Source organism: Pseudomonas sp. R151218B TE3479 (assembly GCF_053629195.1).
The window spans coordinates 871009-893594 of the sequence record NZ_JBRJHV010000001.1 but is presented as its reverse complement, the minus strand read 5'-3'; the positions used below and the strand labels follow the sequence as shown (position 1 = coordinate 893594).

The following is a 22586-nucleotide window of genomic DNA, read 5'->3' as shown; positions in this document are numbered from 1 at the left end:
CTTAACTGTCTCGCCGGTCTGTCGTACAGGCTGGGTTTAGTCGCATACTGCGCGGCTTGAATTTCAATCGTTTTACGGAAACTTCCCGCATGAAACGTACGCCTCATCTGCTTGCCATTCAGTCCCACGTGGTGTTCGGTCACGCTGGCAATAGCGCCGCAGTGTTTCCGATGCAGCGGGTCGGCGTGAACGTCTGGCCGCTCAATACCGTGCAGTTTTCCAATCACACCCAGTACGGCCAATGGACCGGTGAAGTGCTGGCCCCGGAGCAGATACCGGCATTGGTAGAGGGCATTGCCGCTATCGGTGAGCTGGGGCATTGCGATGCGGTGTTATCCGGTTACCTGGGCAGCGCGGCCCAGGGGCGGGCGATTCTGAAGGGCGTGGCGCGGATCAAGGTCGCCAATCCCAAGGCGCTGTACCTGTGCGACCCGGTCATGGGTCACCCTGAGAAGGGCTGCATCGTGGCGCCCGAGGTGAGCCAATTTCTCCTGGAAGAAGCCGCTGCCGTGGCGGACCTCATGTGCCCCAACCAATTGGAGCTGGACAGTTTTTCGGGGCGCAAGGCGCAGTCGTTGCTGGACTGCCTGGCCATGGCCCGCGCGTTGCTGGCCCGTGGGCCGAAGGCGGTGCTGGTCAAGCATCTGGCCTACCCCGGCAAACCCGATGACAGTTTCGAAATGCTTCTGGTGACCGCCAATGACAGCTGGCACCTGCGTCGTCCGCTGCTGGCTTTCCCGCGCCAGCCGGTGGGCGTGGGTGACCTGACGTCGGGGTTGTTCCTGGCGCGGATTCTGCTGGGGGACAGTTTGGTCGCGGCGTTCGAATTCACCGCAGCGGCGGTGCACGAAGTGCTGCTGGAGACCCAGGCCTGCACCAGCTATGAGCTGGAACTGGTCCGCGCCCAGGACCGGATCGCCCATCCACGGGTGCGGTTCGAGGCTGTGCCAATCAGCCTCTGATCGCCCCCGTGCAAATGCTGAAAATCCCTGTGGGAGCGAGCTTGCTCGCGATGAGGCCATCGAATTCAACATCGATGCTGGCTGTGACATCGCCATCGCGAGCAAGCTCGCTCCCACCGCCGCTTAAGGCCCGTCCGCCTTGATCTCCTGGTAGCGCCTCTCCAGTTCCTGGCGGATCTGCCGGCGCTGCTGGGCTTGTTCGTAGCGGCGTTTTTCTTCGCTGTTTTGCGGCTGCAAGGGCGGCACGGGCGCGGGCTTGCGTTGGTCATCCACTGCAACCATGGTGAAGAAGCAACTGTTGGTGTGGCGCACCGAGCGTTCGCGAATATTTTCGGTCACGACTTTGATGCCCACTTCCATCGACGTGTTGCCGGTGTAGTTCACCGAGGCCAGGAAGGTCACCAGTTCGCCGACATGAATCGGCTCACGAAAGATGACCTGGTCGACCGACAGGGTCACCACGTAGCGTCCGGCGTAGCGGCTGGCGCAGGCGTAGGCGACTTCGTCGAGGTATTTGAGCAAGGTGCCGCCATGGACATTGCCAGAGAAATTGGCCATATCGGGGGTCATCAACACCGTCATCGACAGCTGGGCGTTTCCGGGTTCCATAACGTACTCACGGTTCAAGGCAGTCATTCGGGAGTGCACCTCTGCGGGTGCTGGGGAGTGGCCTGCGAACAGGTCACCAGATTTTTAAAACCACCGATATCGGGACGCTGCGCCTGTGGTTGCCGTCACGCGCCGATGGATCTGTTTCCATATATTGCACCGTCTTTTTGTCGGAAGTCGCGGTGTTACCCTTCAAAAGCCCGTTGCGAGGGCAATTCCTACAGAGGAAACGGATTTCTCCAGCTCTGCAGTGAGTCATTTTGAACAGGGAGCCCCGACATGCATGCCATCAGTTTTATCCAGGATTTGGCGATCATCATGATGGCGGCGGGGTTGGTGACCGTACTCTTTCATCGTTTCAAACAACCGGTGGTATTGGGCTACATCGTAGCCGGCTTCATCATTGGCCCGCATACGCCACCGTTCGGTTTTATCCATGACGAAGACACGATCAAGACCCTGGCCGAGCTCGGGGTGATCTTCCTGATGTTTTGCCTGGGCCTGGAATTCAGCCTGCGCAAACTGTTCAAGGTCGGCGCCACGGCCTTCATTGCGGCGTTCCTCGAAATTGTGCTGATGATCTGGATCGGCTACGAAATCGGCCGCTGGTTCGACTGGAGCACCATGGACTCGCTGTTCCTCGGTGCAATCCTGGCCATTTCCTCCACCACGATCATCGTCAAGGCGCTCAACGACCTGAAGATGAAAAACGAGCGCTTCGCCCAGCTGATTTTCGGGGTGTTGATCGTCGAGGACATCCTGGGCATTGGCATCATTGCCTTGCTGTCGAGCATTGCCGTCAGCGGCACCGTGAGCTCCGGCGAGGTGTTTTCCACCGTTGGCAAGTTGTCGTTGTTCATGATCGTCGCGTTGGTCATCGGCATTCTGCTGGTGCCGAGGGTGCTGGCCTACGTGGCGAAGTTCGACAGCAACGAAATGCTGCTGATTACCGTACTGGGCTTGTGTTTCGGCTTCTGCCTGCTGGTGGTGAAACTGGAATACAGCATGGTACTCGGGGCGTTCCTGATTGGTGCGATCATGGCCGAGTCCCGGCAACTGCTGAAGATCGAGCGACTGGTGGAGCCGGTGCGTGATCTGTTCAGCGCGATCTTCTTCGTCGCCATCGGGTTGATGCTCGATCCGGCGATACTGCTGCAGTACGCCTGGCCGATTGCCGTGATCACGGCCGCAGTGGTGCTCGGCAAGATGTTGTCCTGCGGCCTTGGTGCTTTTATCGCCGGCAACGACGGACGCACCTCGCTGCGCGTTGGGATGGGTCTTTCGCAGATCGGCGAATTTTCCTTCATCATCGCGTCGTTGGGGATGACCCTGCAGGTCACCAGCGATTTTCTCTACCCGGTCGCGGTCGCCGTCTCGGTGTTGACCACACTGCTGACGCCGTACCTGATCCGGGCTGCCGACCCACTGTCCGTCAAGTTGGCGACAGTCATGCCGAAACGGCTGACTCGGGTGCTGGGGATGTACGGCGAATGGCTGCGTAGCATCCAACCCCAGGGTGAAGGGGCGATGGTGGCGTCGATGATCCGGCGAATTTTGCTGCAGGTCGGCGTCAACCTGGCGCTGGTGATTGCGATTTTTGTCTCGGGTGGTTTTTTCGCCGAGCGGATGTCGGCTTACCTGCAAGCATGGATCAGCGACCCGAGCTGGCAGAAAGCATTGATCTGGGGCGGGGCGTTGTTGCTGTCGCTACCGTTCCTGATCGCCGCGTACCGCAAGCTCAAGGCGCTGTCGATGCTGCTGGCGGAGATGGGCGTGAAGCCGGAGATGGCTGGCCGTCACACCCAGCGTGTGCGTCGGGTGATCGCCGAAGTGATCCCGATTCTCTCGCTGCTGGTGATTTTCCTGCTATTGGCAGCCTTGTCGGCCAGCATTCTGCCGACCAACAAGTTACTCGTACTGATCGCCGTGGTGGCGACTGCCGTGGCGGCGCTGCTCTGGCGCTGGTTCATCCGCCTGCATACGCGGATGCAGGTGGCCTTGCTTGAAACCCTGGACAACCACAAGGAGTCGTCCGGGCATTGACCGGCTGCGGGGCTCAGCTTTCCAGCCAGACGTCCCGGGCCCAGTGCCAGACCGATTCCCAGGTTTCCTCGGCGATCAGTTCTTCTTCGGCTTGCCACAGCACTACAGTGCCGTCCTCTTCAACGCAGTAATAATCGTCGCCGTCCTGGCAGATCGGGATCAGGCTGCGGTCGACACCGGCATCCCAGGCGTTGGCGGCCACCTCCGGTAGGTAGGTGTGGGACTGTGGATCGGTAACGGTCACCGGCTCCAGGCTGCCGTAGACGACATCGCTGACGGTCAGCAAAAACTCCCTGAAGACGAATGGGATATCGATGAACAGCTGCTCTTCGATCTCTACCAGCAAATCTTCGTCGGGCAATTCCAGCGGGACCGGTACGGGCTCGTTGGCTTCACGCAATTGTTCGATGATTTCTTCCACGTCCGGGGATCCTCTTTCTCGATGGCGCGGTTTTATATGAAGCGGTTTATACAGTAGCTCGCTATAGATGCAACCGCGAAATAGAAAACCCCGGCCTGGGCCGGGGTTCTTTTATTTCAACATGCAAAACGGGCAAAGGTTCAACCGTTCTGGCGGATACCTGCCACCAGCCAAGGCTGGTCATCGCCCTGGGCGCGTTCCATGTTCCAGCTTTCGCTGAACGCTTCGCCCTTATCGAAGCGAGAGTCCTTCGACACACCGATGAAGGTCAGGGTGGCGATGGTCTTGTCGGCGCGATCGTCGACACCATCCAGTTGCACCTGCAGGTTATCGATGTAGGTGGACTGGAAGCCATCACCCAGCTCGGCTCGCTCGCGCTTGAGGAACTCCAGCAGTTGCGGGGTCACGAACTCGGCGATCTTGTCCATTTCGTTCGCGTCCCAATGCTGCTGCAAGGACATGAAGTGGTTGCGGGCGGCTTCGATGAAGCGTTGCTCGTTGAACCAGGCCGGCGCGTTGATGACCGGACGAACGGCCGCAGGCGCTGCCGAACCACCGAAGATCGAACCACTGGCAGGCTGCTGGTTGAACACTTCACGCTGCATGGGCGCGTGGCCGGCTGGAGCGAGTTGCTCCTGCTGCTTGCGACGACGAGCGGCAATGAAGCGGAAGACCAGGAAGGCGATGACCGCCATGATCAGGATGTCGAAGATCTGCATGCCCTGGAAGCCGTCGCCCATGAACATGGAGGCGAGCAGGCCACCGGCGGCGATGCCGGCCAGGGGGCCGAGCCAGCGCGAAGCGCCGCTGGCCTTGGTGGCAGCGCCTGCGGCACCGGCCGCGCCTGCGGTGGCAGCGGTGGAGCCGGCAGCAGAGGACGGCGCCATCTGGCTGGTCTGGTGAGTCGGGGCTGCCCCCGAGCTTTTACCACCGCCAAAGCGCTTGGCAGCATTGGCATCGATGGCCATCGTCAGGCCGATGCACAACGCCATGGCGACGCTAAGAAAACGTTTCATATAAAGGCATTCCCATTTGTGGATAGCACGCGGGCCATGTTGCACAGCTGAAGTGTTGCTGGCTAGCGGCAGAGTGTTTCCGGCTTTTGCGTGACAGGTTAGGTTCAGCTTCGGCTGTGCAAGAAGGCTTGTTCACTTTGGGCTGTAGGAAAGCGGAACAAGTTCTATCGGAAATGTTTCCCAGAACAACTGTGGGAGCGAGCTTGCTCGCGATAGCGGTGTGTCAGTCAGCACCAATATTGACTGATCGACTGCTATCGCGAGCAAGCTCGCTCCCACAAGGGCTTACACATTCCCTAGATCGCCTCGAGCTTGGCATACCCCAGCATCAGCCACTTGCTGCCTTCGCTGAAGTTCACCTGCACCCGGGCCTGGGCGCCGGCGCCTTCGAAGTTGAGGATGACGCCGTCGCCGAACACCGAGTGCCGCACGGTCTGGCCGAGGCTGAAGCCGGTTTCCGGAATGTCGCTGCCGCCGAACAGACTGCTGCTTTGTTGCTGGCCGCCGCCGAACGGTCGGCTGACACTATTGGACAGCCGCACTTCCTGGATCAGGCCCTTCGGCACTTCACGTACGAAGCGCGACACCTTGTTGTAGGTCTCGCTGCCATACAAACGTCGGGTTTCAGCGTAGGTCAGCACCAGATTCTGCATGGCTCGGGTGATACCAACGTAGGCCAGGCGTCGTTCCTCCTCCAGGCGTCCCGGTTCTTCCAGGCTCATCTTGTGGGGGAACAGGCCTTCTTCCATGCCCACGAGGAACACGTAGGGGAACTCCAGGCCCTTGGCGCTGTGCAGGGTCATCAGTTGGATGCTGTCTTCATGTTCGTCGGCCTGGGTATCTCCGGCCTCCAGGGAGGCGTGACCCAGGAAGGCCGACAGGGGCGAGAGGTCTGCGTCTTCTTCGGTGTTTTCGAAGTTGCGTGCGGCGCTGACCAGCTCCTCGAGGTTTTCCACCCGGGCCTGGCCTTTCTCGCCTTTTTCCGCTTCGTGGTAGGCGATCAGGCCGGACTGCTCGATGACGGTCTGGGTCATCAAGTGCAGAGGCATCTCCCCGCACTTGGCGGCCAGGTCTTCGATCAGGTCCATGAAGGCTTTCAGGGCGCCGGCGGCACGACCGGTCACGCCTTTGTTGGCCACCAGTTGGCGCATGGCTTCCCACATGGACACGTGGCTGTGGCGCGCGTGATCGCGAATCGCTTCGACGGTTTTTTCACCGATGCCCCGTGTCGGTACATTGATCACCCGCTCCAGGGCCGCGTCGTTGCCGCGACCTTCGAGCAGGCGCAGGTAGGCCATGGCGTTCTTGATTTCAGCACGCTCGAAGAAGCGCTGGCCGCCATAGATGCGGTAGGGGATCCGTTCGCGCAGCAACGCTTCTTCCAGCACCCGCGATTGGGCGTTGGAACGGTACAGGATGGCGATGTCGCTGCGGGCCAGGCCGGTTTTCAGCGCGCTCTCGATGGTTTCCACCACGTAGCGGGCTTCATCGTGTTCGTTGAAGGCCGCGTAGAGGTTGATCGCCTCGCCTTCGCCGCCATCGGTCCACAGTTCCTTGCCCAGGCGCCCGGTGTTGTTGGCGATCAGGGCGTTGGCGGCCTTGAGGATGCCGGCGGTTGAGCGGTAGTTCTGTTCCAGGCGGATGACTTCGGCGTCAGGAAAGTCCGCCGAGTACTGGTGAATGTTCTCGATCTTGGCGCCGCGCCAGCCGTAGATCGACTGATCGTCGTCACCCACCACCATCAGGCTGTCGCCGCCCTTGGCGAGCAAGCGCAACCAGGCATATTGCACGGCGTTGGTGTCCTGGAATTCGTCCACCAGTACATGCCGGAAGCGCTTTTGATAGTGGGCCAGCAGGCCAGGGTGGTCGCGCCATAGGTCCAGGGCCCGTAGCAGCAGCTCGGAAAAGTCGATCACCCCGGCACGCTGGCACGCCGCCTCGTAGGCTTCGTAGATGCTGCGCATGGTCGCCAGGAACAAGTCGCCGCTGGCCTGGATGTGCTGCGGGCGCAGGCCTTCGTCTTTCTGGCCGTTGATGAACCATTGGGCCTGCCGGGCCGGCCAGCGCTGCTCGTCCAGGCCCAGCTCGCGGATCACCCGCTTGACCAGGCGCTGCTGGTCGTCGCTGTCCAGGATCTGGAAGGTCTGGCTTAGCCCGGCTTCCTGCCAATGCGCCCGCAACAAGCGGTGCGCCAGGCCGTGGAAGGTGCCGACCCACATGCCGGCGGGGTTGATGCCCATCAGTTGTTCGATGCGATGGCGCATCTCGGCCGCGGCCTTGTTGGTGAACGTCACCGACAGGATCGAATGGGGCGAGGCGTTCTCGACCTGGATCAACCAGGCGATACGGTGCACCAGCACTCGGGTTTTACCGGAGCCGGCACCGGCCAGGACCAACTGACGACCCACGGAGGCTGCTACGGCCTGACGTTGGGCATCGTTGAGGGAGTTCAGCAGAAGGGAGAGATCATCGCGCATCGGGGCATTCTAGGGTGCGGCGCCACCCCGGGCAAACCGAGCTTTGCATCAGCCGATAAAAAGACCGCTGGGTGATGACCGGCGGGTCACAGGCTACAGGCGTTGGCGGGACTCGCTCGGGAGCGGCGCCACCCAATGAAATAGCGACTTTTTTCCTTGTTTTTATGAGCTGGGACAGTGTGGGAAGGCCCATGGCTTGTGTATGCTCGGTGCTCGTTTCGGGTTCTCCACGTTTCACTGAATAAGAACAAGAACAGTGCCAATGACCCTCAATTCCGATCCGGCGGGCCCCTGTGTGGAACCGCGGGTCATCTGCAAGCAGTACGCCACGGAGATGGCGGTCGAGCGCACACGTCTGTTGTATCAAGGCTCACTGCTGCCTACGCTGTTCATGCTGCTCAATGGTCTGGTCTGCGCCGCGCTGTTATGGGAGCCGCGGCGCTATTTCCTGGTGAGCGTCTGGCTCGTCTGGTTGTTGTCGCTGGTGGCGCTACGGGTAATCCAAGTGGCGGCTTTCGATTCGGCGATGCCAAGCCGCCAGGCGCACCCGATCTGGTTGCGCATGTTTTTGCTGGGCTCGGCGATGACCGGCCTGACGCTGGCCGGGGCCGGCATCGCGTTGGTCCCGGCCGACAGCTTCCAGCAGCAGGCCTGGGTGTTCGGCCTGATTGGCGCGGCGGCGCTGTCGGCCAGTGTGGCCTATGCCGTGAGCCTTCCAGCGTTCCTGTCCTTCACCTTGCCCTGCCTGTTACCGGCCATCGGTTATCTCTTCTGGGGCGGCGATGAGCAGCAACGTGGCTGGGGTTGGCTGGGGCTGATTTTGCTGGTTTCCCTGATCGTGGTGGCTTGGCAAGTCAATCGCTTGATCCAGAGTGGCATGCTGCGACGCTTCCAGAACCAGGCCCTGATCGAGCATCTGCAGCAAACCCAAACCCGCAGTGCGTCGCTCAACGAGGCGCTGGCCCGGGAGGTCGAGCAACGTCGCTCGGCCGAGGAGAAACTGCGGGCGGCCCAGGTTGGTCTGGAGGCGCGGGTCGCGCAACGCAGCCTTGAACTGGAGGTCGCCAGCCAGGCCCTGAGCAAGAGCGAGGCGCGCCTGGCCCTGGCCCTCAAGGCCAGTGAGCTGGGGTTGTGGGATTGGAACCTGCAGACTGACGAAGTCCATCACACCCAGCTCAAGGAGCTGTTCGGCCTGGAGCCCGAATACGTCACGGCGATGCTTAGCCACCTCACCCCGCGCCTGCACCCCCAGGACGTGCCGGCGCTCAAGCGGGCCCTGGTCGAACACCTCAAGGGTCGCAGCGAGGATTACCAGATCGAATACCGTGTGCGGCACGGCGATGGTCACTGGGTCTGGATCGAAGACCGTGGCCGGGCTGTGGAGCGCAGCGCGAGCGGACGGGTGCTGCGCATGGTCGGCACCCGGCGCGACATCAGCGCCAGCAAGGAGCTCGAGCAGCAACGCCAGCTGGCGGCCACGGTGTTCGAGGCCGCCAGCGAAGGTATTGTGATTTTCGACCCCAGCTACCTGTTGCTCGCCGCCAATCAGGCGTTCATGCGGGTCACCGGTTTCAATATCGAGGACATGCTCGGGCGCAACGTAGTCGACCTGCCGTGCAGCCGCGATGCGCGCCGGCACTACTCCGTCATTCGCCAATCGCTCAAGCAGCACGGCACCTGGCAGGGGGAATTGGTGGAGGCGCGGGCCAACGGCGAGCTGTATCCGCAGTGGCTGCAACTGAACGTCGTGCGCGATGCTCGGGGGAACGTCAGCCATATCGTGGGCTTCTTCGCCGATCTTTCGGCACGGCGCGAATCCGAAGAACGGATGCGCTACCTGACCCATTACGACGAATTGACTGGGTTGGCGAATCGCTCGCTGTTTCGCGAACGCCTGAACGAAGCCCATCAGCGGGTGCGCCAGGGTGGACGGCGCAGCCTGGCGTTACTGCATATCAACCTGGACCGTTTCAAATTGCTCAACGACAGCCTCGGCCATGACATCGCCGACCAGTTGTTGCAGAAAATGGCGCGGCGCCTGATCAATGCGTTGCCCGAGGCGGATACCATCGCCCGATTGTCCGGCGATGAGTTTGCGGTGTTGTTCGATGCCTACGGCAACCTTTCAAGCCTGGCGCGAGTGGCGACCCGGCTGGCCGCCAAGCTGCGCGTGCCGCTGACCATCGAGGGCCATGAACTGGTACTTAGTGCTTCCATCGGCATCAGCTTGTTGCCTGACAACACGCGGGAAATTGCCACACTGGTCAGCCAGGCGAACATGGCCATGCAGCACGCCAAGCATTTGGGGGGCAACAACTTCCAGTTCTACACCGAGAGCCTTCAGGCCAGCACGCTAGAGCGCCTGCAACTGGAAAACCAGTTGCGCAAGGCCTTGGAAGAGCAACAACTGAAGGTCTTTTATCAGCCGAAACTGTGCCTGGCGACCGGTCGCCTGAACGCCGCCGAGGCGCTGGTGCGCTGGGATCATCCGGCCATGGGGCGGGTTCCGCCGGGGGATTTCATCGGTCTGGCCGAAGAGACCGGGTTGATCGGGCCGATTGGCGAGTTCGTGTTGCGACAGGCCTGTTGGCAGGCGTGCGAGTGGCAGCGCCAGGGGCTCGAGCCGATCAGGGTGTCGGTCAATCTGTCGGTGCATCAATTGCGCCAGGGCAAGCTGGTCAGCCTGGTGCGACAAGTGCTGGAAGAAACCGGTTTGGCCCCTCAGTACCTGGAGCTGGAGTTGACCGAGAGTCAGTTGCTCGACAGCGTCGAGCACATCATCGCCACGTTCCAGCAATTGCGTGACCTTGGGGTCAAGCTGGCGATCGACGATTTTGGCACCGGCTACTCATCCCTGAGCTACCTCAAACGTATCCCGGTGGACTACGTGAAGATCGATCAGGCGTTCATTCGCGGGCTGGGCGAGGGTAGCGTGGATACCGCCATTACCCGGGCAATCATTGCAATGGCCCATGGATTGTCGCTCAAGGTAGTGGCCGAAGGCGTCGAGCGGCAGGAGCAGCTCGATTTCCTCAAAAACGAGCGTTGCGATGAGGTGCAGGGGTATCTGATCAGTCGGCCAGTGGAAGCTGATGGGCTGGCCGGGTTGTTGCGGATGCAACACATGACTGAATGAACCCGATCCTCGATTTGGAACTTCCCGCCAGACGCCATTAGTGTCTGACGGGAAGTGGTTAACATGCGCTTAGTTGGTCACGAGTACTTCATCAATGTGATGCAGCAACTGCCCTTCGAAAAAAATGCTCACGCCAGTGACATGAGATTCGCCCGGTACTTTGTACTCGACGACTTTGTCGGTAATGACCGGCAGTGAAACTTCATTGGAAGATTCAAGTTGCAACTCCAGTCGCAGATCAAAGGACTTGTCCTGCATCGGGCTTCGTACCAGCTTTGGCGTAATGCCGGTGTGGGGTACGGTGACAGTGCCAAAGGTACGGAACGACGCGGCACCTGGCATGCGATCGATTTGTGCGGCCCAATCTTTGGTTGTGATTTTCATGGTAGTAACTCCTGTAATTAAGTTGATTGCGTCCTGCGGGAGCCAATATATCGACTTTGACTTGATAGTGTCTGGAAAATTGAGAGGGGTATTGTAAGAAGACGTTAGTTGCTGAGTGAGTTGTCAGGTTGTTTGTTGGTCATGTTATTGATGACGGCTGGAGTATGTTGCTGGGGAAGTAGCAAGTAGTCAGTGATTGAATAGACGGTTTTTCTCCCAGCCAGGGCTCAGGTCACGTCTGGGGACCCGTGGATCGGCAACGCAGAGGGTTTGCGTCAAGGCACAGGCTGCTACATCTGGCGATCCTCGGCCAAAACAAAGGGGCGGGGTGGCAATCCAGTTACGTTTTGGACGGGCAAAGCGCCAATTCTTGTAGTATAACTACAAGCTTGCTACATCCCGGCATTTGCCCATAACAAGAGTCCAGCCCCTTGAACCTGTTGCAACACATCGCCCAGTCACGCCACTTGCTGCGCAAGTCGGAGCTGAAAGTCGCCGATCACGTACTGCTTGATCCAGCGGCCGTGATGCATAGCTCCATGGCCGATCTTGCCCACAGCGTCGGCATCAGCGAACCGACCATCGTGCGCTTCTGCCGGGCCATTGGTTGCTCGGGTTTCCAGGACCTGAAACTCAAGCTGGCACAAAGCCTGGCCGCCGGGGCGAGCTTCGGTCAGTTTGCAATCCATGAAGATGACTCGGTGGCGGACTACAGCCTGAAAATCTTCGACACCACCCTGCATACGTTGATGGAGGTTCGCGAGAAGCTTGACCCGGTGGCGTTGCAAAAAGCTGTCACGGCCATGTCCCAGGCCCAGCGTGTCGAGTTCTATGGCTTCGGCGCTTCGGGCGCAGTGGCGGCCGATGCCCAGCACAAGTTCTTCCGGTTGCTGCTGACGGCGGCAGCCTATTCCGACCCGCACATGCAGGCCATGTCGGCGGTGACGTTGAAACCCACCGATGTGGCGATCTGCATTTCCCAGTCGGGGCGTTCCAAGGACCTGCTGATCACCGCGAACCTGGTGCGTGAAAGCGGTGCCTCGCTGATCACCTTGTGCCCGAGCCAGACACCGCTGGCGGAGCTTTCCACGGTGAACCTGGCCATCGACGTGCACGAAGACACCGAGATCTACACGCCGCTGACTTCGCGTATCGCCCACCTGGTGGTGATCGACGTATTGGCAATGGGCGTCGCCATGGCCCGTGGCCCGAGTCTGGTCAACCACCTCAAGAGCGTGAAGCGCAGCCTTCGCAGCCTGCGGCTGTCGCCCAAGTCGGTGAAGGCGCTGGACGACTAAAGTCCCGAGCTTTGGGTTGAGGGGTTTTTGTGGCGAGGGAGCTTGCTCCCGCTGGGTTGCGAAGCGACCCCAACACTTATCCAGACACGCCGCATTGGCAGGTTTGCGCAAGCTCCCTTGCCACAGGGTGTCATCCGCCCGAATTCATCGTTCTGTAACCCCCGCGCCGCCAAACGGTCATCGCGCGCCTTCATCGTGAAACTCCCGTATACGTCTTGGGAGTCTCGACATGACCCAGTCCTACGAAGAACGCAGCGCCGTCAAAACTCGTCGTCAGCAGGAAGATCAGCGCCGCATGGCGTTCCGTCGTGCCATCGAAGACCGCTATGAACAGCGCCAGCTCCTGGCCGAGATCAGCGAATTTCCTGACGTGGCAGAATTCAACTACTGGCAGGCATCGTCGGCGGCTTCCCGTCGAAACGCTCAACCAGGCCAATGATCTGAGCGCGCTCGCCGCGCACGAACGCCAGGAAGGCGTGGGCCACCGGTGACAGGCGCTTGGCCCTGGCCTGCACCAGGCACCAACTGCGATACAGTGGCAATTCCTCCACCGGCAATTCGATGAGTGCGCCGGACGACAGCTCCCGGCTCACGGCGTGGCGCGTCAACAGCGCCACGCCCAGCCCGGCCACCACGCATTCGCGCTGGGCTTCCGCCGACGCCACTTCCAGCGTCTGGGTGAAATGCACCCGTTTCTCCTTGAAGTATTCCTCGCAGGCCAGTCTCGTGCCGGAGCCAGGTTCGCGCAACAGCAGCGTGTAGGGCTCCAGGTCCTGCAAGCGCAGCGGACCCAGGTGGCACAGCGGATGGTCGGGCGGCGCCACGGCGACGATCGGATTGTTGAGGAAGGGCAGGAACTCCAAACCCATGTCCTGGGGCACCATGGACATGATCACCAGATCGTCTCGGTTGTCCGAGAGGCGTCGGATGACCTGGCCGCGATTGACCACCGTTAGGTTCAGATTGACCTCCGGATGCTGGCGCTTGAACGCGGCGAACAGGTGCGGGACGAAGTACTTGGCGCTGGATTCCACCGCCAGCTTCAATTGACCTTGCAGCGATCCCTGCATGTCCGAGAGCTGCATATCGAGGTTTTCCAGGCGCCCGAAGATGTCTCGGCTGGCACGTTGCAGAGCTTCGGCGGCTTCGGTCATGTAGAGTTTCTTGCCGACATACTCGAACAGCGGCTGGCCAATCAGCTCTTCCAGGGATCGAATCTGTAGGCTAACGGCCGGTTGCGTGAGAGACATTTCGTCGGCTGCACGGCTGTAAGACCTCAGGTCGCACACCTCATTGAAAATCTGCAATTGACGCAAGGTCATACGCATCAATGACTTACGCATTTTCTAAGCACTCTGGAGTGGGGCGGATAACGCAACTATAAGTCTTTGCTTATGCATGACCCAATAATTATTCATTTTTGTTAATCCACAGCCAGGACTAGTGTGGAGCTGCGACCAATTGTTACATCTGGTCACGCGTCGGCCTGGACCTCAGGCCGTGGTATCACCGGCTCAAGGGAACCTCCAATTGATAACAAAGATCCTGATCGCCAACCGCGGTGAGATTGCCGTCCGCATCGTGCGCGCTTGCGCCGAGATGGGCATTCGCTCGGTCGCGGTCTACTCCGACGCGGACCGTCATGCGTTGCATGTCAAGCGTGCGGACGAGGCCCACAGCATCGGCGCCGATCCGCTGGCCGGCTACCTCAACCCGCGCAAACTGGTGAACCTGGCGGTGGAAACCGGCTGCGATGCCTTGCACCCCGGTTATGGTTTCCTGTCGGAAAACGCCGAGCTGGCAGATATCTGCGCTGAACGCGGCATCAAATTCATTGGCCCGTCGGCGGAAGTCATTCGCCGCATGGGCGACAAGACCGAAGCGCGCCGCAGCATGATCAAGGCCGGTGTGCCGGTCACGCCAGGCACCGAAGGCAACGTCTCGGGCATTGAAGAAGCGCTGACCGAAGGTGATCGGATCGGTTACCCGGTGATGCTCAAGGCCACGTCTGGCGGCGGCGGTCGCGGTATCCGTCGCTGCAACAGTCGTGAAGAACTCGAACAGGCCTTTCCCCGGGTCATCTCCGAAGCCACCAAGGCATTCGGTTCGGCGGAAGTGTTCCTGGAAAAATGCATCGTCAATCCCAAGCACATCGAAGCGCAGATCCTGGGGGACAGTTTCGGCAACGTGGTGCACCTGTTCGAGCGTGATTGCTCGATCCAGCGCCGCAACCAGAAGCTGATCGAAATCGCCCCGAGCCCGCAGCTGACCCCCGAGCAGCGCGCCTACATCGGCGACCTGTCGGTGCGCGCGGCCAAGGCCGTGGGCTACGAGAATGCAGGCACCGTGGAGTTCCTGCTCGCCGAAGGCGAGGTGTACTTCATGGAGATGAACACTCGGGTGCAGGTGGAACACACCATCACCGAAGAGATCACCGGTATCGACATCGTTCGCGAACAGATCCGCATCGCTTCCGGGCTGCCACTGTCGGTCAAGCAGGAAGACATCCTGCACCGGGGTTTTGCGTTGCAGTTCCGTATCAACGCCGAGGACCCGAAAAACAACTTCCTGCCCAGCTTCGGCAAGATCACCCGCTACTACGCCCCTGGCGGCCCGGGTGTGCGCACCGACACGGCGATCTACACCGGCTACACCATTCCGCCGTTCTACGATTCGATGTGCCTGAAACTGGTGGTCTGGGCGTTGACCTGGGAAGAAGCGATGGACCGTGGCCTGCGAGCCCTGGATGACATGCGCCTGCAGGGGGTCAAGACCACCGCCGCGTATTACCAGGAGATCCTGCGCAATCCGGAATTCCGCAGCGGCCAGTTCAATACCAGCTTCGTTGAAAGCCACCCTGAACTGACCAACTACTCGATCAAGCGCAAACCCGAAGAGCTGGCCCTGGCCATCGCCGCCGCCATTGCCGCCCACGCAGGCCTGTAAGGAAAGTATGACCATGTCCAAGAAGATCTTTGTTACCGACACAATCCTGCGCGACGCCCACCAATCGCTGCTCGCCACCCGCATGCGCACCGAAGACATGTTGCCGATCTGCGACAAGCTCGACAAAGTCGGCTATTGGTCGCTGGAAGTCTGGGGCGGCGCGACATTCGACGCCTGCGTGCGCTTTCTCAAGGAAGACCCGTGGGAGCGTCTGCGCCAGCTGCGCGCGGCGCTGCCCAACACCCGCTTGCAGATGCTCCTGCGCGGCCAGAACCTGCTGGGCTACCGCCATTACAGCGATGATGTGGTCAAGGCGTTCGTGGCAAAGGCCGCCGTCAACGGCATCGACGTGTTCCGTATTTTCGATGCGATGAACGACGTACGTAACCTGCGGGTGGCCATCGAAGCGGTGAAGGCCGCCGGCAAGCACGCCCAGGGCACCATCGCCTACACCACCAGCCCGGTGCATACCATCGAGGCGTTCGTGGCGCAGGCCAAGCAGATGGAGTCCATGGGTTGCGACTCGGTGGCGATCAAGGACATGGCCGGCCTGCTGACCCCGTATGCCACTGGTGAACTGGTCAAGGCGCTGAAGGCCGAGCAATCGTTGCCGGTGTTCATCCACTCCCACGACACCGCCGGCCTGGCCGCGATGTGCCAGCTCAAGGCCATCGAAAACGGTGCCGATCACATTGACACCGCGATCTCCAGCTTCGCCTGGGGCACCAGCCATCCGGGCACCGAATCCATGGTCGCGGCCCTTAAAGGCAGTGAATTCGACACGGGGCTGGACTTGGAGCTGTTGCAGGAAATCGGCCTGTACTTCTACGCCGTGCGCAAGAAGTACCACCAGTTCGAAAGCGAGTTCACCGCAGTGGACACCCGCGTCCAGGTCAACCAGGTACCGGGCGGGATGATCTCCAACCTCGCCAACCAGTTGAAAGAGCAGGGCGCACTGAACCGGATGAACGAAGTGCTGGCGGAGATCCCGCGGGTGCGCGAAGACCTCGGCTTCCCGCCGCTGGTAACCCCGACCTCGCAGATCGTCGGCACCCAGGCGTTCTTCAACGTGTTGGCCGGTGAGCGCTACAAGACCATCACCAACGAAGTGAAGCTCTATCTGCAGGGCGGCTACGGCAAGGCGCCGGGTTCGGTGAGTGAAAAGCTGCGTCGCCAGGCCATCGGCAGCGAAGAGGTGATCGACGTGCGTCCGGCCGATTTGCTCAAGCCGGAAATGACCAAGCTGCGTGGCGAAATCGGTGCGCTGGCCAAGTCCGAAGAGGACGTGCTGACCTATGCCATGTTCCCGGACATCGGTCGCAAGTTCCTCGAAGAACGCGACGCCGGCACCCTGACCCCGGAAGTGCTGCTGCCAATTCCCGAGGCGGGCAGCGTCAGCTCCGCGGGCGGCGAAGGCGTACCGACCGAGTTCGTCATCGACGTTCACGGGGAAACCTACCGCGTCGACATCACCGGTGTGGGCGTCAAGGCCGAAGGCAAGCGTCACTTCTACCTGTCCATCGATGGCATGCCGGAAGAGGTCGTGTTCGAACCGCTCAATGAGTTTGTCAGCGGCGGCAGCAGCAAGCGCAAGCAAGCCACTGCGCCGGGTCATGTCAGCACCACCATGCCGGGCAACATCGTCGATGTCCTGGTCAAGGAGGGTGACGTGGTGAAGGCGGGCCAAGCGGTGCTGATCACCGAAGCCATGAAGATGGAAACCGAAGTGCAGGCGGCCATCGCCGGCAAGGTCACCGCCATTCATGTGGCCAAGGGCGACCGGGTCAACCCGGGCGAGATCCTGATCGAGATCGAAGGCTGAGTTAACAGCCTCGATACAACGCTTTAACCTCGGGGGGGCATGTGCTCCCCTTTTTTTTACCTGGCTTTGCGCGGTCCCCCTGTGGGAGCGGGCTTGCTCGCGAAAGAGGTGTGACCGCCAGCAAAAATGTTGAATGTGCCGACGCTTTCGCGAGCAAGCTCGCTCCCACAGAAATGGCGGCGCTATCACCCGGATAGTCAGAACATCATCCGCCACTGCCCCATCAGCGCGCCGTTGCGATTGTCCTGGCCGGTTTCACCCTTGTAGCTCACCCCCAATGTGTGTCGTGGCGAAACGGCCAGGTCCAGGCCGGCTTCCAGGAGCAAGCTGTCCCGGTCCAGCTTGATGCCCTCGACGGTATAGGTCTTGCCACCGCCGACCAGACGTTGACGGGAGCTGCCTCGGACGTCGCCATAAAGGTGTTTCCAGCCGACATTCAGGCGCGGCGTCAACCGCGCTCCCTGGTCAAGAACGAAGGGGCGGGCGAGGTGCAGGCCCAGCTCGCTGGTATAGTGGTCCTGAGTCTGGCTCTCGAACCGCAGCGCCGCGTCGCCACCTTTCTCCGTGAAGCGATCGCGTTGGTAGCGCTGGTAGCCCAGTTGGACATAAGGCTCGATATCGAAATGCCCGACGTCCAGGTTGTAGCCGACTTGTCCGAAGACCTGCTGCGTGTTGGCGTCGTAACGACCTTTGAGTCGATCGCTGAAACCGTTGAAAGCCACGTGGCGTTTGGTGCTGCCGTCGTGATCGCCATACACCGCGCCCAGGCGTAGCGCCAGCGGCCCATCCTGACGCAAGGCATAGGCGCCGATATGCCAACTGTCGAGTCGGCCATCGAATCGATGACCGTCCAGCCGCGTCTCGCTCTTGGCGCCAATGACCCCCAGGCGCCAAGTCGGGTTGATCGTCCAGTCGGTTCCCAGCAGCAAACCGGTTGTCGAATGCTTTAGTGCGTAGTCGTTCAGATGCTTACCGATGCGGCCACTGTTGCCGATGGCCTGGACCCAGACCTGCCCATTGCCATGGGCGCCCTGTGAAGTGTTCTGGCCGATGGCCGCGAGTATCCCGGTGCTGATGGGGGCGACACTGCCCAGGGTAGCGTTGCCCAGCTCAGCTGTGTCGTAGCCGCTCAACTGGTCGAGGGCATCGGCGGCGGTGACCAGGCTGCTACCGAGCAGGGCGTTGATGGCGGCGTTGGGCTTGGGGGCCGGTTGGTTGGCGGGCGTGGGCGTGGCGCTGGCGATTTTTGCGGGTTCCGCGGGCTTGGGTGTGATGTGGTGGGGGTGCGGCTCGGTGGCAGGCGGTTGTGGGGCTGTTGCCGTGATGATGGGTTCTGGGACTGGTGCCAGGATGCTGGTTGCAAGTGCCTGGCCGTTCTCAGTGGTCGCGGCTTGTTCGATCGGGACATTGTTACGTGTGTAGGTCAGGCCGACCTGTTTTCCCGTGGTGTAGTCCACTGAAGCGCTCATGAACGCAAGGTCATTGACGATCTTCCCGAATTCCCCCTCGACCTTGTCCGCGTCGATCACGATGTGTCTGCTCGTGTCGATGTATTCGCCCGGTACGGCTGCGATTTTCAAGATGGCATTGTCCAGGGTGGCGGTGCCGCCGACCTTGATCGTGGCGCTGCCTTTCTTTGCGTCGATGCCATAGACCAGCGTCGCGCCCTTGGAAAGCCTGAGGTTGTTGATCACTGAAGGGGCGCCCATGTCAGGGCCGACTTCCATCGAGCCCGCCACGTCCAGCGCGTCGACCGTTCCGCTGCCGCTGAACCTGGCCTTTTTCCCCACGAAGACCGGCCCGGCGACGGAGCCCTGGTTAGCGAACTCACCCAGAACGTGAACCGCACCACCGATACGGCCGGTGTTGAGCAATTTGGCGTTCGAATCAATCAGGCTGCGGCTGTCGAAATCCTTGCCGTTTGACCATTCGCCTCGCTTCAAATACACATCCTGGATATTGCGTATCTCGCCTAACTCGCCGCCTTTGGCGATCTCCAGTTGCAAGACATTGGCACCGCCACCGCCGTCGGTGAGCCCGACGAGTTCGCCCTGCCTGCTGACAATCACCAGATCATCGCTGTCGTCCTTGGAGAGGGGCGTTTCCCGGGCTTTGGTGACTCTATCGATCTTTGTATCCGGGTCATCCGCGAACGCCTTGAGGCGAGCCTGCATCTCGGCGGTTGTTTCGAAGGGGAAGGTTTCCCCGGCAACTGACTGAGCCATCGAAACCTCGGCACAGCCAAGTGCCAAGGCTATGGCCAGCGCGAGGTGTTGGGGCAGGAACAGGTGTTGGGTAGGCATCGAATGCGACCTCTCATGAAGGAGATCGCACTTTAAAAATTTCACCCTCGGCGGCGATGCCAGTCACTTTCTCGCCGCGAGCAGGATTCGGCGGACGAAATCTGTAGGCAGTTCGTACTGCGATCAGCGTGGCGGTTCGTTGGCTTTCATGGTTCGAAGCTTTGCCTTACAGCCCGCACGGACCTTTCTATTTGACCGGCGTTTGACGGAGCAATGGCCCACCACTAGGCACCTCGTCTAGGCTCGGTGCATGGTTAGGAATGAACACGTTCCTCCTGTGGGAGCGAGCTTGCTCGCGATAGCGGTGAGGCAGTCTGCGGTGATGTTGGCTGTGCCGACGTCATCGCGAGCAAGCTCGCTCTCACAGGTTTTTGTACCGGGCCATGCGGGTGAGTCATACCGGCACTCTGGCAACGGCTCAGCGGTTATTCAGATACGCCTTCCCATAATGCCGCTCCATCCGCGCCTGGATCAGCTCCAGCGCAATGGACATCAACCAGTAAATGATCGCCGCCGTGGTGAGCATTTCGATATAGCGATAGCTGGAACGACCATAGGACTGCGCCAGGAACATCACCTCCCAAACCCCCATCACCGAGATCAGCGAAGAGTCCTTGAGCATGGAGATGAATTGGTTGGTGGTCGGCGGGATGATGGTGCGCATGGCCTGGGGCAGGGTGACGCGCCAGAAGATCACGGTTTCGCTCAGGCCCAGGGCGAGGGAGGCTTCGCGTTGGCCGTTGGGGACGCCGAGGATGCCGGCGCGGAAGATTTCGCTCAGGTAGGCGCCGTAGTTCAGCGACAGGGCGATGATCCCGGCGGCGATGGCGCCCGGGACCACGCCCAGTTGGGGCAGGCCCAGGTAGATCAGCAGGATCTGGATGAGCAGGGGCGTGCCGCGAAAGAACGACGCGTAGAAACTGGCGATGCCGAACGCCACCGCGCTGCTGGACAGCCGCGCCAGGGCGGTGATGAAGCCCAGCAATGACGAGGCGACGATCGAGCACAAGCACAGGAACAACGTCAGCACCGCACCCTGCAAGAAGCCATTGGGCGCCAGGTGCACACCCAGCAGGTTCGGCAGTTTGTCGAGGATGATGGAGAACTTCAGGTCGAAGCTCAGGAAGAAACTCGCGAACAGCACCAGCATGGCCGCCCAGGTCAGATACAGCCGGGTGCGGAAACCGAAAATTTTCTGCAGGCGTGACTCAGCCACCGATGGCGGTGGCTGAGGGGGTAGAAAAGAAGTCATTGGGTGATGTCGGCGCCGATCCATTTTTGCGAGAGTTTGCTCAAGGTGCCGTCCTGTTTCAACTGGGCGAAGACTTCACGCACTTTGCTGCCCCATTGGGCGTCGCCTTTTTCGATGGCCACCGAGTTCGGTTCGGAATAGAGCGGCTCGCCGGCCAGCTTGAAGCGCTTGTCTTCGGTCAGGCGCGGCTGCGCCGTCACCAGGTTGGTCAGCACCGCGTCCAGGCGCACCCCGGCGCCCAGGCCCAAGTCCTGGAACGCCACGTTGTCGGTATCGTACGGGGCGATCTGTACGTCCTCGAACGGATAGCTCAGTTGGGTATCCTCGGCGCCTTCGATCACCAGGTTCTTGTTCAGGTAGCTTTCGTAGCTGGAGGCGCTGGTGAGGCCGACCTTCTTGCCGCTCAAGTCCTTGGCGCCGTGGATACGGTCGTCCTTGGCGTTGACCACGATCACCGCGGGTGAAGCGTAGTACTGCACGGGGAAGTCGAACACTTCGGCGCGGGCCTTGCTCGGCGTCATGGAGCAGATGCAGATGTCATAGCGTCCGCTCCAGTGACCGGCCGCGATCACGTCCCAGGACGGCGTCTCCAGGCGCAGCTTCACCCCCAGTTTCTGCGCCACGGCCTTGGCCACATCGACGTCGAACCCGTCGAGTTGGTTCTGATCGTTGAGAAACGAGAAGGGCGGATAGCTTTCCATCAACACGCCGACCAGTTCTTTTTTCTGTTCGATGCGATCCAGCGTGGCACCGGCAAACGCTTGCGAAGAGGCGGCCAGCAATGTCAGGCCCAGGGCCAGCAATGGTTGTGATTTCACGGAAAGTCCCTGGGTAGAAAAATAAGTTGTAGTTAACCGTATGGTGCGTATTAAATAGTTATAAGAACAACTCCGGTAGTGAGTATTTTTCATAAGCTTATGAGTGAATCGCATATGGGCGCAGCAACGACAGTCATTCTCGATGGCGGCATGGGCCGCGAACTGCAACGCCGGGGCGCGCCGTTCCGACAGCCCGAGTGGTCGGCCCTGGCCTTGAGCGAAGCGCCCCAGGCGGTAGAGGCCGTGCACGCGGCCTACATTGCCAGCGGCGCCAACGTGATCACCAGCAACAGCTATGCGGTGGTGCCGTTCCATATTGGCGAAGCGCGTTTCGCCGCCGAAGGCCAAGCCCTGGCCGCATTGGCTGGCGAGCTGGCGCAACGGGCGGTACAGGCCTCAGGCAAAGCGGTGCGCGTGGCCGGGTCGCTGCCGCCGCTGTTCGGTTCCTATCGACCGGACCTGTTCGACGCTTCCCGCGCCAGTGAACTGTTGGCGCCCCTGGTGAGCGGCTTGGCCCCCCATATCGATTTGTGGCTGGCCGAGACCCAAAGCTCCACGGTCGAAGCGCGGGCGATTCACGCCGGCCTGCCGAAGGACGGCAAGCCGTTCTGGCTGTCGTTCACCCTGAAAGACGAAGACACCGATGAAGTGCCGCGCCTGCGCTCCGGTGAACCGGTGGCGGACGCCGCGGCGGTGGCGGCCGAACTGGGCGTCGAGGTGCTGCTGTTCAACTGCAGCCAGCCGGAAGTGATCGGCGCGGCGATTGACGCTGCCCGCGATACCTTCGAGCGCCTGGGTGTGACGATCCACATCGGGGCCTACGCCAACGCCTTTCCGCCGCAACCCAAAGAAGCGACCGCCAACGACGGCTTGGACCCGTTGCGCGAAGACCTCGATCCACCGGGTTACCTGCAATGGGCGGCGGACTGGCGCAAGCGCGGGGCCAGCCATTTGGGTGGCTGCTGCGGGATCGGGCCGGAGCATATTGCGGTATTGGCACAGCAACTGGGCTGAGCCGTCTGGCGGGTGACTGCCCTCACGCCAGGCCAGCCCCACGGCCGTGGATAGAGGGCGACACGTTGGATTACGTTTTTCGCCA

Annotated in this window: 17 protein-coding genes; 8 read left to right on the top strand and 9 right to left on the bottom strand. The window is 60.9% G+C overall.

The annotated features are described in order from the left end of the window. Window positions 1–89 precede the first annotated feature (89 nt). Window positions 90–962 carry a pyridoxal kinase PdxY gene (pdxY, locus tag AB7M32_RS04085; RefSeq protein ID WP_072343581.1) on the top strand — a complete coding sequence of 291 codons (873 nt, stop codon included), beginning with the start codon at window positions 90–92 and terminating at the stop codon, window positions 960–962. Between the two features lie 123 nt (window positions 963–1085). Here pdxY and AB7M32_RS04080 read toward each other — a convergent pair whose 3' ends face one another. After that, window positions 1086–1571 (bottom strand): acyl-CoA thioesterase, encoded by a 486-nt coding sequence (locus AB7M32_RS04080; protein ID WP_039593237.1) that lies wholly within the window; start codon window positions 1569–1571, stop codon window positions 1086–1088. A gap of 279 nt (window positions 1572–1850) precedes the next feature. On the opposite strand from AB7M32_RS04080, the gene AB7M32_RS04075 reads away from it, so the two are divergent. Further along, entirely contained in the window at window positions 1851–3614 is a 1764-nt protein-coding gene (locus AB7M32_RS04075; RefSeq protein ID WP_072407564.1) for a cation:proton antiporter, read from the top strand. Between the two features lie 13 nt (window positions 3615–3627). Here AB7M32_RS04075 and AB7M32_RS04070 read toward each other — a convergent pair whose 3' ends face one another. The 3 genes from AB7M32_RS04070 to uvrD all read right to left on the bottom strand — a co-directional run bounded on the left by AB7M32_RS04070 (window position 3628) and on the right by uvrD (window position 7528). Then, window positions 3628–4035 carry an SMI1/KNR4 family protein gene (locus AB7M32_RS04070; protein ID WP_042731763.1) on the bottom strand — a complete coding sequence of 136 codons (408 nt, stop codon included), beginning with the start codon at window positions 4033–4035 and terminating at the stop codon, window positions 3628–3630. A 140-nt stretch (window positions 4036–4175) separates the two neighbouring features. Then, on the bottom strand, window positions 4176–5051 hold the full coding sequence (locus AB7M32_RS04065) for a Tim44 domain-containing protein (RefSeq protein WP_454249146.1): 876 nt from the start codon (window positions 5049–5051) through the stop codon (window positions 4176–4178). 296 nt (window positions 5052–5347) lie between these two features. Next, on the bottom strand, window positions 5348–7528 hold the full coding sequence (gene uvrD / locus AB7M32_RS04060; protein ID WP_072407560.1) for a DNA helicase II: 2181 nt from the start codon (window positions 7526–7528) through the stop codon (window positions 5348–5350). Between the two features lie 262 nt (window positions 7529–7790). On the opposite strand from uvrD, the gene AB7M32_RS04055 reads away from it, so the two are divergent. Then, on the top strand, window positions 7791–10664 hold the full coding sequence (locus tag AB7M32_RS04055; protein WP_454249145.1) for a putative bifunctional diguanylate cyclase/phosphodiesterase: 2874 nt from the start codon (window positions 7791–7793) through the stop codon (window positions 10662–10664). A gap of 69 nt (window positions 10665–10733) precedes the next feature. On the opposite strand, the gene AB7M32_RS04050 is transcribed toward AB7M32_RS04055, so the two are convergent. Next, window positions 10734–11048: a hypothetical protein gene (locus tag AB7M32_RS04050; RefSeq protein ID WP_454249144.1), complete on the bottom strand. Its 315-nt coding sequence runs from the start codon at window positions 11046–11048 to the stop codon at window positions 10734–10736. 431 nt (window positions 11049–11479) lie between these two features. On the opposite strand from AB7M32_RS04050, the gene hexR reads away from it, so the two are divergent. Continuing rightward, on the top strand, window positions 11480–12346 hold the full coding sequence (gene hexR, locus AB7M32_RS04045) for a transcriptional regulator HexR (protein WP_003187110.1): 867 nt from the start codon (window positions 11480–11482) through the stop codon (window positions 12344–12346). A 229-nt stretch (window positions 12347–12575) separates the two neighbouring features. After that, entirely contained in the window at window positions 12576–12785 is a 210-nt protein-coding gene (locus AB7M32_RS04040) for a PA3496 family putative envelope integrity protein (RefSeq protein WP_092200358.1), read from the top strand. Here AB7M32_RS04040 and AB7M32_RS04035 read toward each other — a convergent pair. Beyond that, window positions 12727–13689, bottom strand: coding sequence for a LysR family transcriptional regulator (locus tag AB7M32_RS04035; RefSeq protein WP_092442671.1), 963 nt, complete (start codon window positions 13687–13689; stop codon window positions 12727–12729). The two genes, AB7M32_RS04040 and AB7M32_RS04035, sit on opposite strands and share 59 nt — an antisense overlap. A 187-nt stretch (window positions 13690–13876) precedes the next feature. Between AB7M32_RS04035 and AB7M32_RS04030 the strand changes: the two genes are divergently transcribed. After that, window positions 13877–15292, top strand: coding sequence for an acetyl-CoA carboxylase biotin carboxylase subunit (locus AB7M32_RS04030; protein ID WP_025216234.1), 1416 nt, complete (start codon window positions 13877–13879; stop codon window positions 15290–15292). A gap of 13 nt (window positions 15293–15305) precedes the next feature. Further along, a complete protein-coding gene (gene oadA, locus AB7M32_RS04025; protein WP_072407549.1) occupies window positions 15306–17114 on the top strand; it encodes a sodium-extruding oxaloacetate decarboxylase subunit alpha in 1809 nt (602 codons plus the stop codon). 197 nt (window positions 17115–17311) lie between these two features. On the opposite strand, the gene AB7M32_RS04020 is transcribed toward oadA, so the two are convergent. The 3 genes from AB7M32_RS04020 to AB7M32_RS04010 all read right to left on the bottom strand — a co-directional run bounded on the left by AB7M32_RS04020 (window position 17312) and on the right by AB7M32_RS04010 (window position 21487). Beyond that, the gene (locus AB7M32_RS04020; protein ID WP_454249143.1) at window positions 17312–19417 is read right to left on the bottom strand and encodes an autotransporter domain-containing protein; all 2106 of its coding nucleotides are present in this window, start codon (window positions 19415–19417) and stop codon (window positions 17312–17314) included. A 418-nt stretch (window positions 19418–19835) separates the two neighbouring features. Beyond that, window positions 19836–20669, bottom strand: coding sequence for an amino acid ABC transporter permease (locus tag AB7M32_RS04015; RefSeq protein WP_454249142.1), 834 nt, complete (start codon window positions 20667–20669; stop codon window positions 19836–19838). Next, the gene (locus AB7M32_RS04010; RefSeq protein WP_454249141.1) at window positions 20666–21487 is read right to left on the bottom strand and encodes an ABC transporter substrate-binding protein; all 822 of its coding nucleotides are present in this window, start codon (window positions 21485–21487) and stop codon (window positions 20666–20668) included. Before AB7M32_RS04010 ends, AB7M32_RS04015 begins: the two co-directional genes overlap by 4 nt. 114 nt (window positions 21488–21601) lie before the next feature. Between AB7M32_RS04010 and AB7M32_RS04005 the strand changes: the two genes are divergently transcribed. After that, window positions 21602–22501 carry a homocysteine S-methyltransferase family protein gene (locus AB7M32_RS04005; protein WP_454249140.1) on the top strand — a complete coding sequence of 300 codons (900 nt, stop codon included), beginning with the start codon at window positions 21602–21604 and terminating at the stop codon, window positions 22499–22501. Window positions 22502–22586 lie beyond the last annotated feature (85 nt).

Bases quoted from the DNA above. Each gene is read 5' to 3' on its own strand.
- oadA (WP_072407549.1), top strand. From the start codon at position 15,306: ATGTCCAAGAAGATCTTTGTTACCGACACAATCCTGCGCGACGCCCAC.
- AB7M32_RS04050 (WP_454249144.1), bottom strand. From the start codon at position 11,048: ATGAAAATCACAACCAAAGATTGGGCCGCACAAATCGATCGCATGCCA.
- AB7M32_RS04080 (WP_039593237.1), bottom strand. From the start codon at position 1,571: ATGGAACCCGGAAACGCCCAGCTGTCGATGACGGTGTTGATGACCCCC.
- pdxY (WP_072343581.1), top strand. From the start codon at position 90: ATGAAACGTACGCCTCATCTGCTTGCCATTCAGTCCCACGTGGTGTTC.
- AB7M32_RS04040 (WP_092200358.1), top strand. From the start codon at position 12,576: ATGACCCAGTCCTACGAAGAACGCAGCGCCGTCAAAACTCGTCGTCAG.
- AB7M32_RS04035 (WP_092442671.1), bottom strand. From the start codon at position 13,689: ATGCGTAAGTCATTGATGCGTATGACCTTGCGTCAATTGCAGATTTTC.
- AB7M32_RS04055 (WP_454249145.1), top strand. From the start codon at position 7,791: ATGACCCTCAATTCCGATCCGGCGGGCCCCTGTGTGGAACCGCGGGTC.
- uvrD (WP_072407560.1), bottom strand. From the start codon at position 7,528: ATGCGCGATGATCTCTCCCTTCTGCTGAACTCCCTCAACGATGCCCAA.
- AB7M32_RS04075 (WP_072407564.1), top strand. From the start codon at position 1,851: ATGCATGCCATCAGTTTTATCCAGGATTTGGCGATCATCATGATGGCG.
- AB7M32_RS04065 (WP_454249146.1), bottom strand. From the start codon at position 5,051: ATGAAACGTTTTCTTAGCGTCGCCATGGCGTTGTGCATCGGCCTGACG.
- AB7M32_RS04005 (WP_454249140.1), top strand. From the start codon at position 21,602: ATGGGCGCAGCAACGACAGTCATTCTCGATGGCGGCATGGGCCGCGAA.
- AB7M32_RS04020 (WP_454249143.1), bottom strand. From the start codon at position 19,417: ATGCCTACCCAACACCTGTTCCTGCCCCAACACCTCGCGCTGGCCATA.
- AB7M32_RS04015 (WP_454249142.1), bottom strand. From the start codon at position 20,669: ATGACTTCTTTTCTACCCCCTCAGCCACCGCCATCGGTGGCTGAGTCA.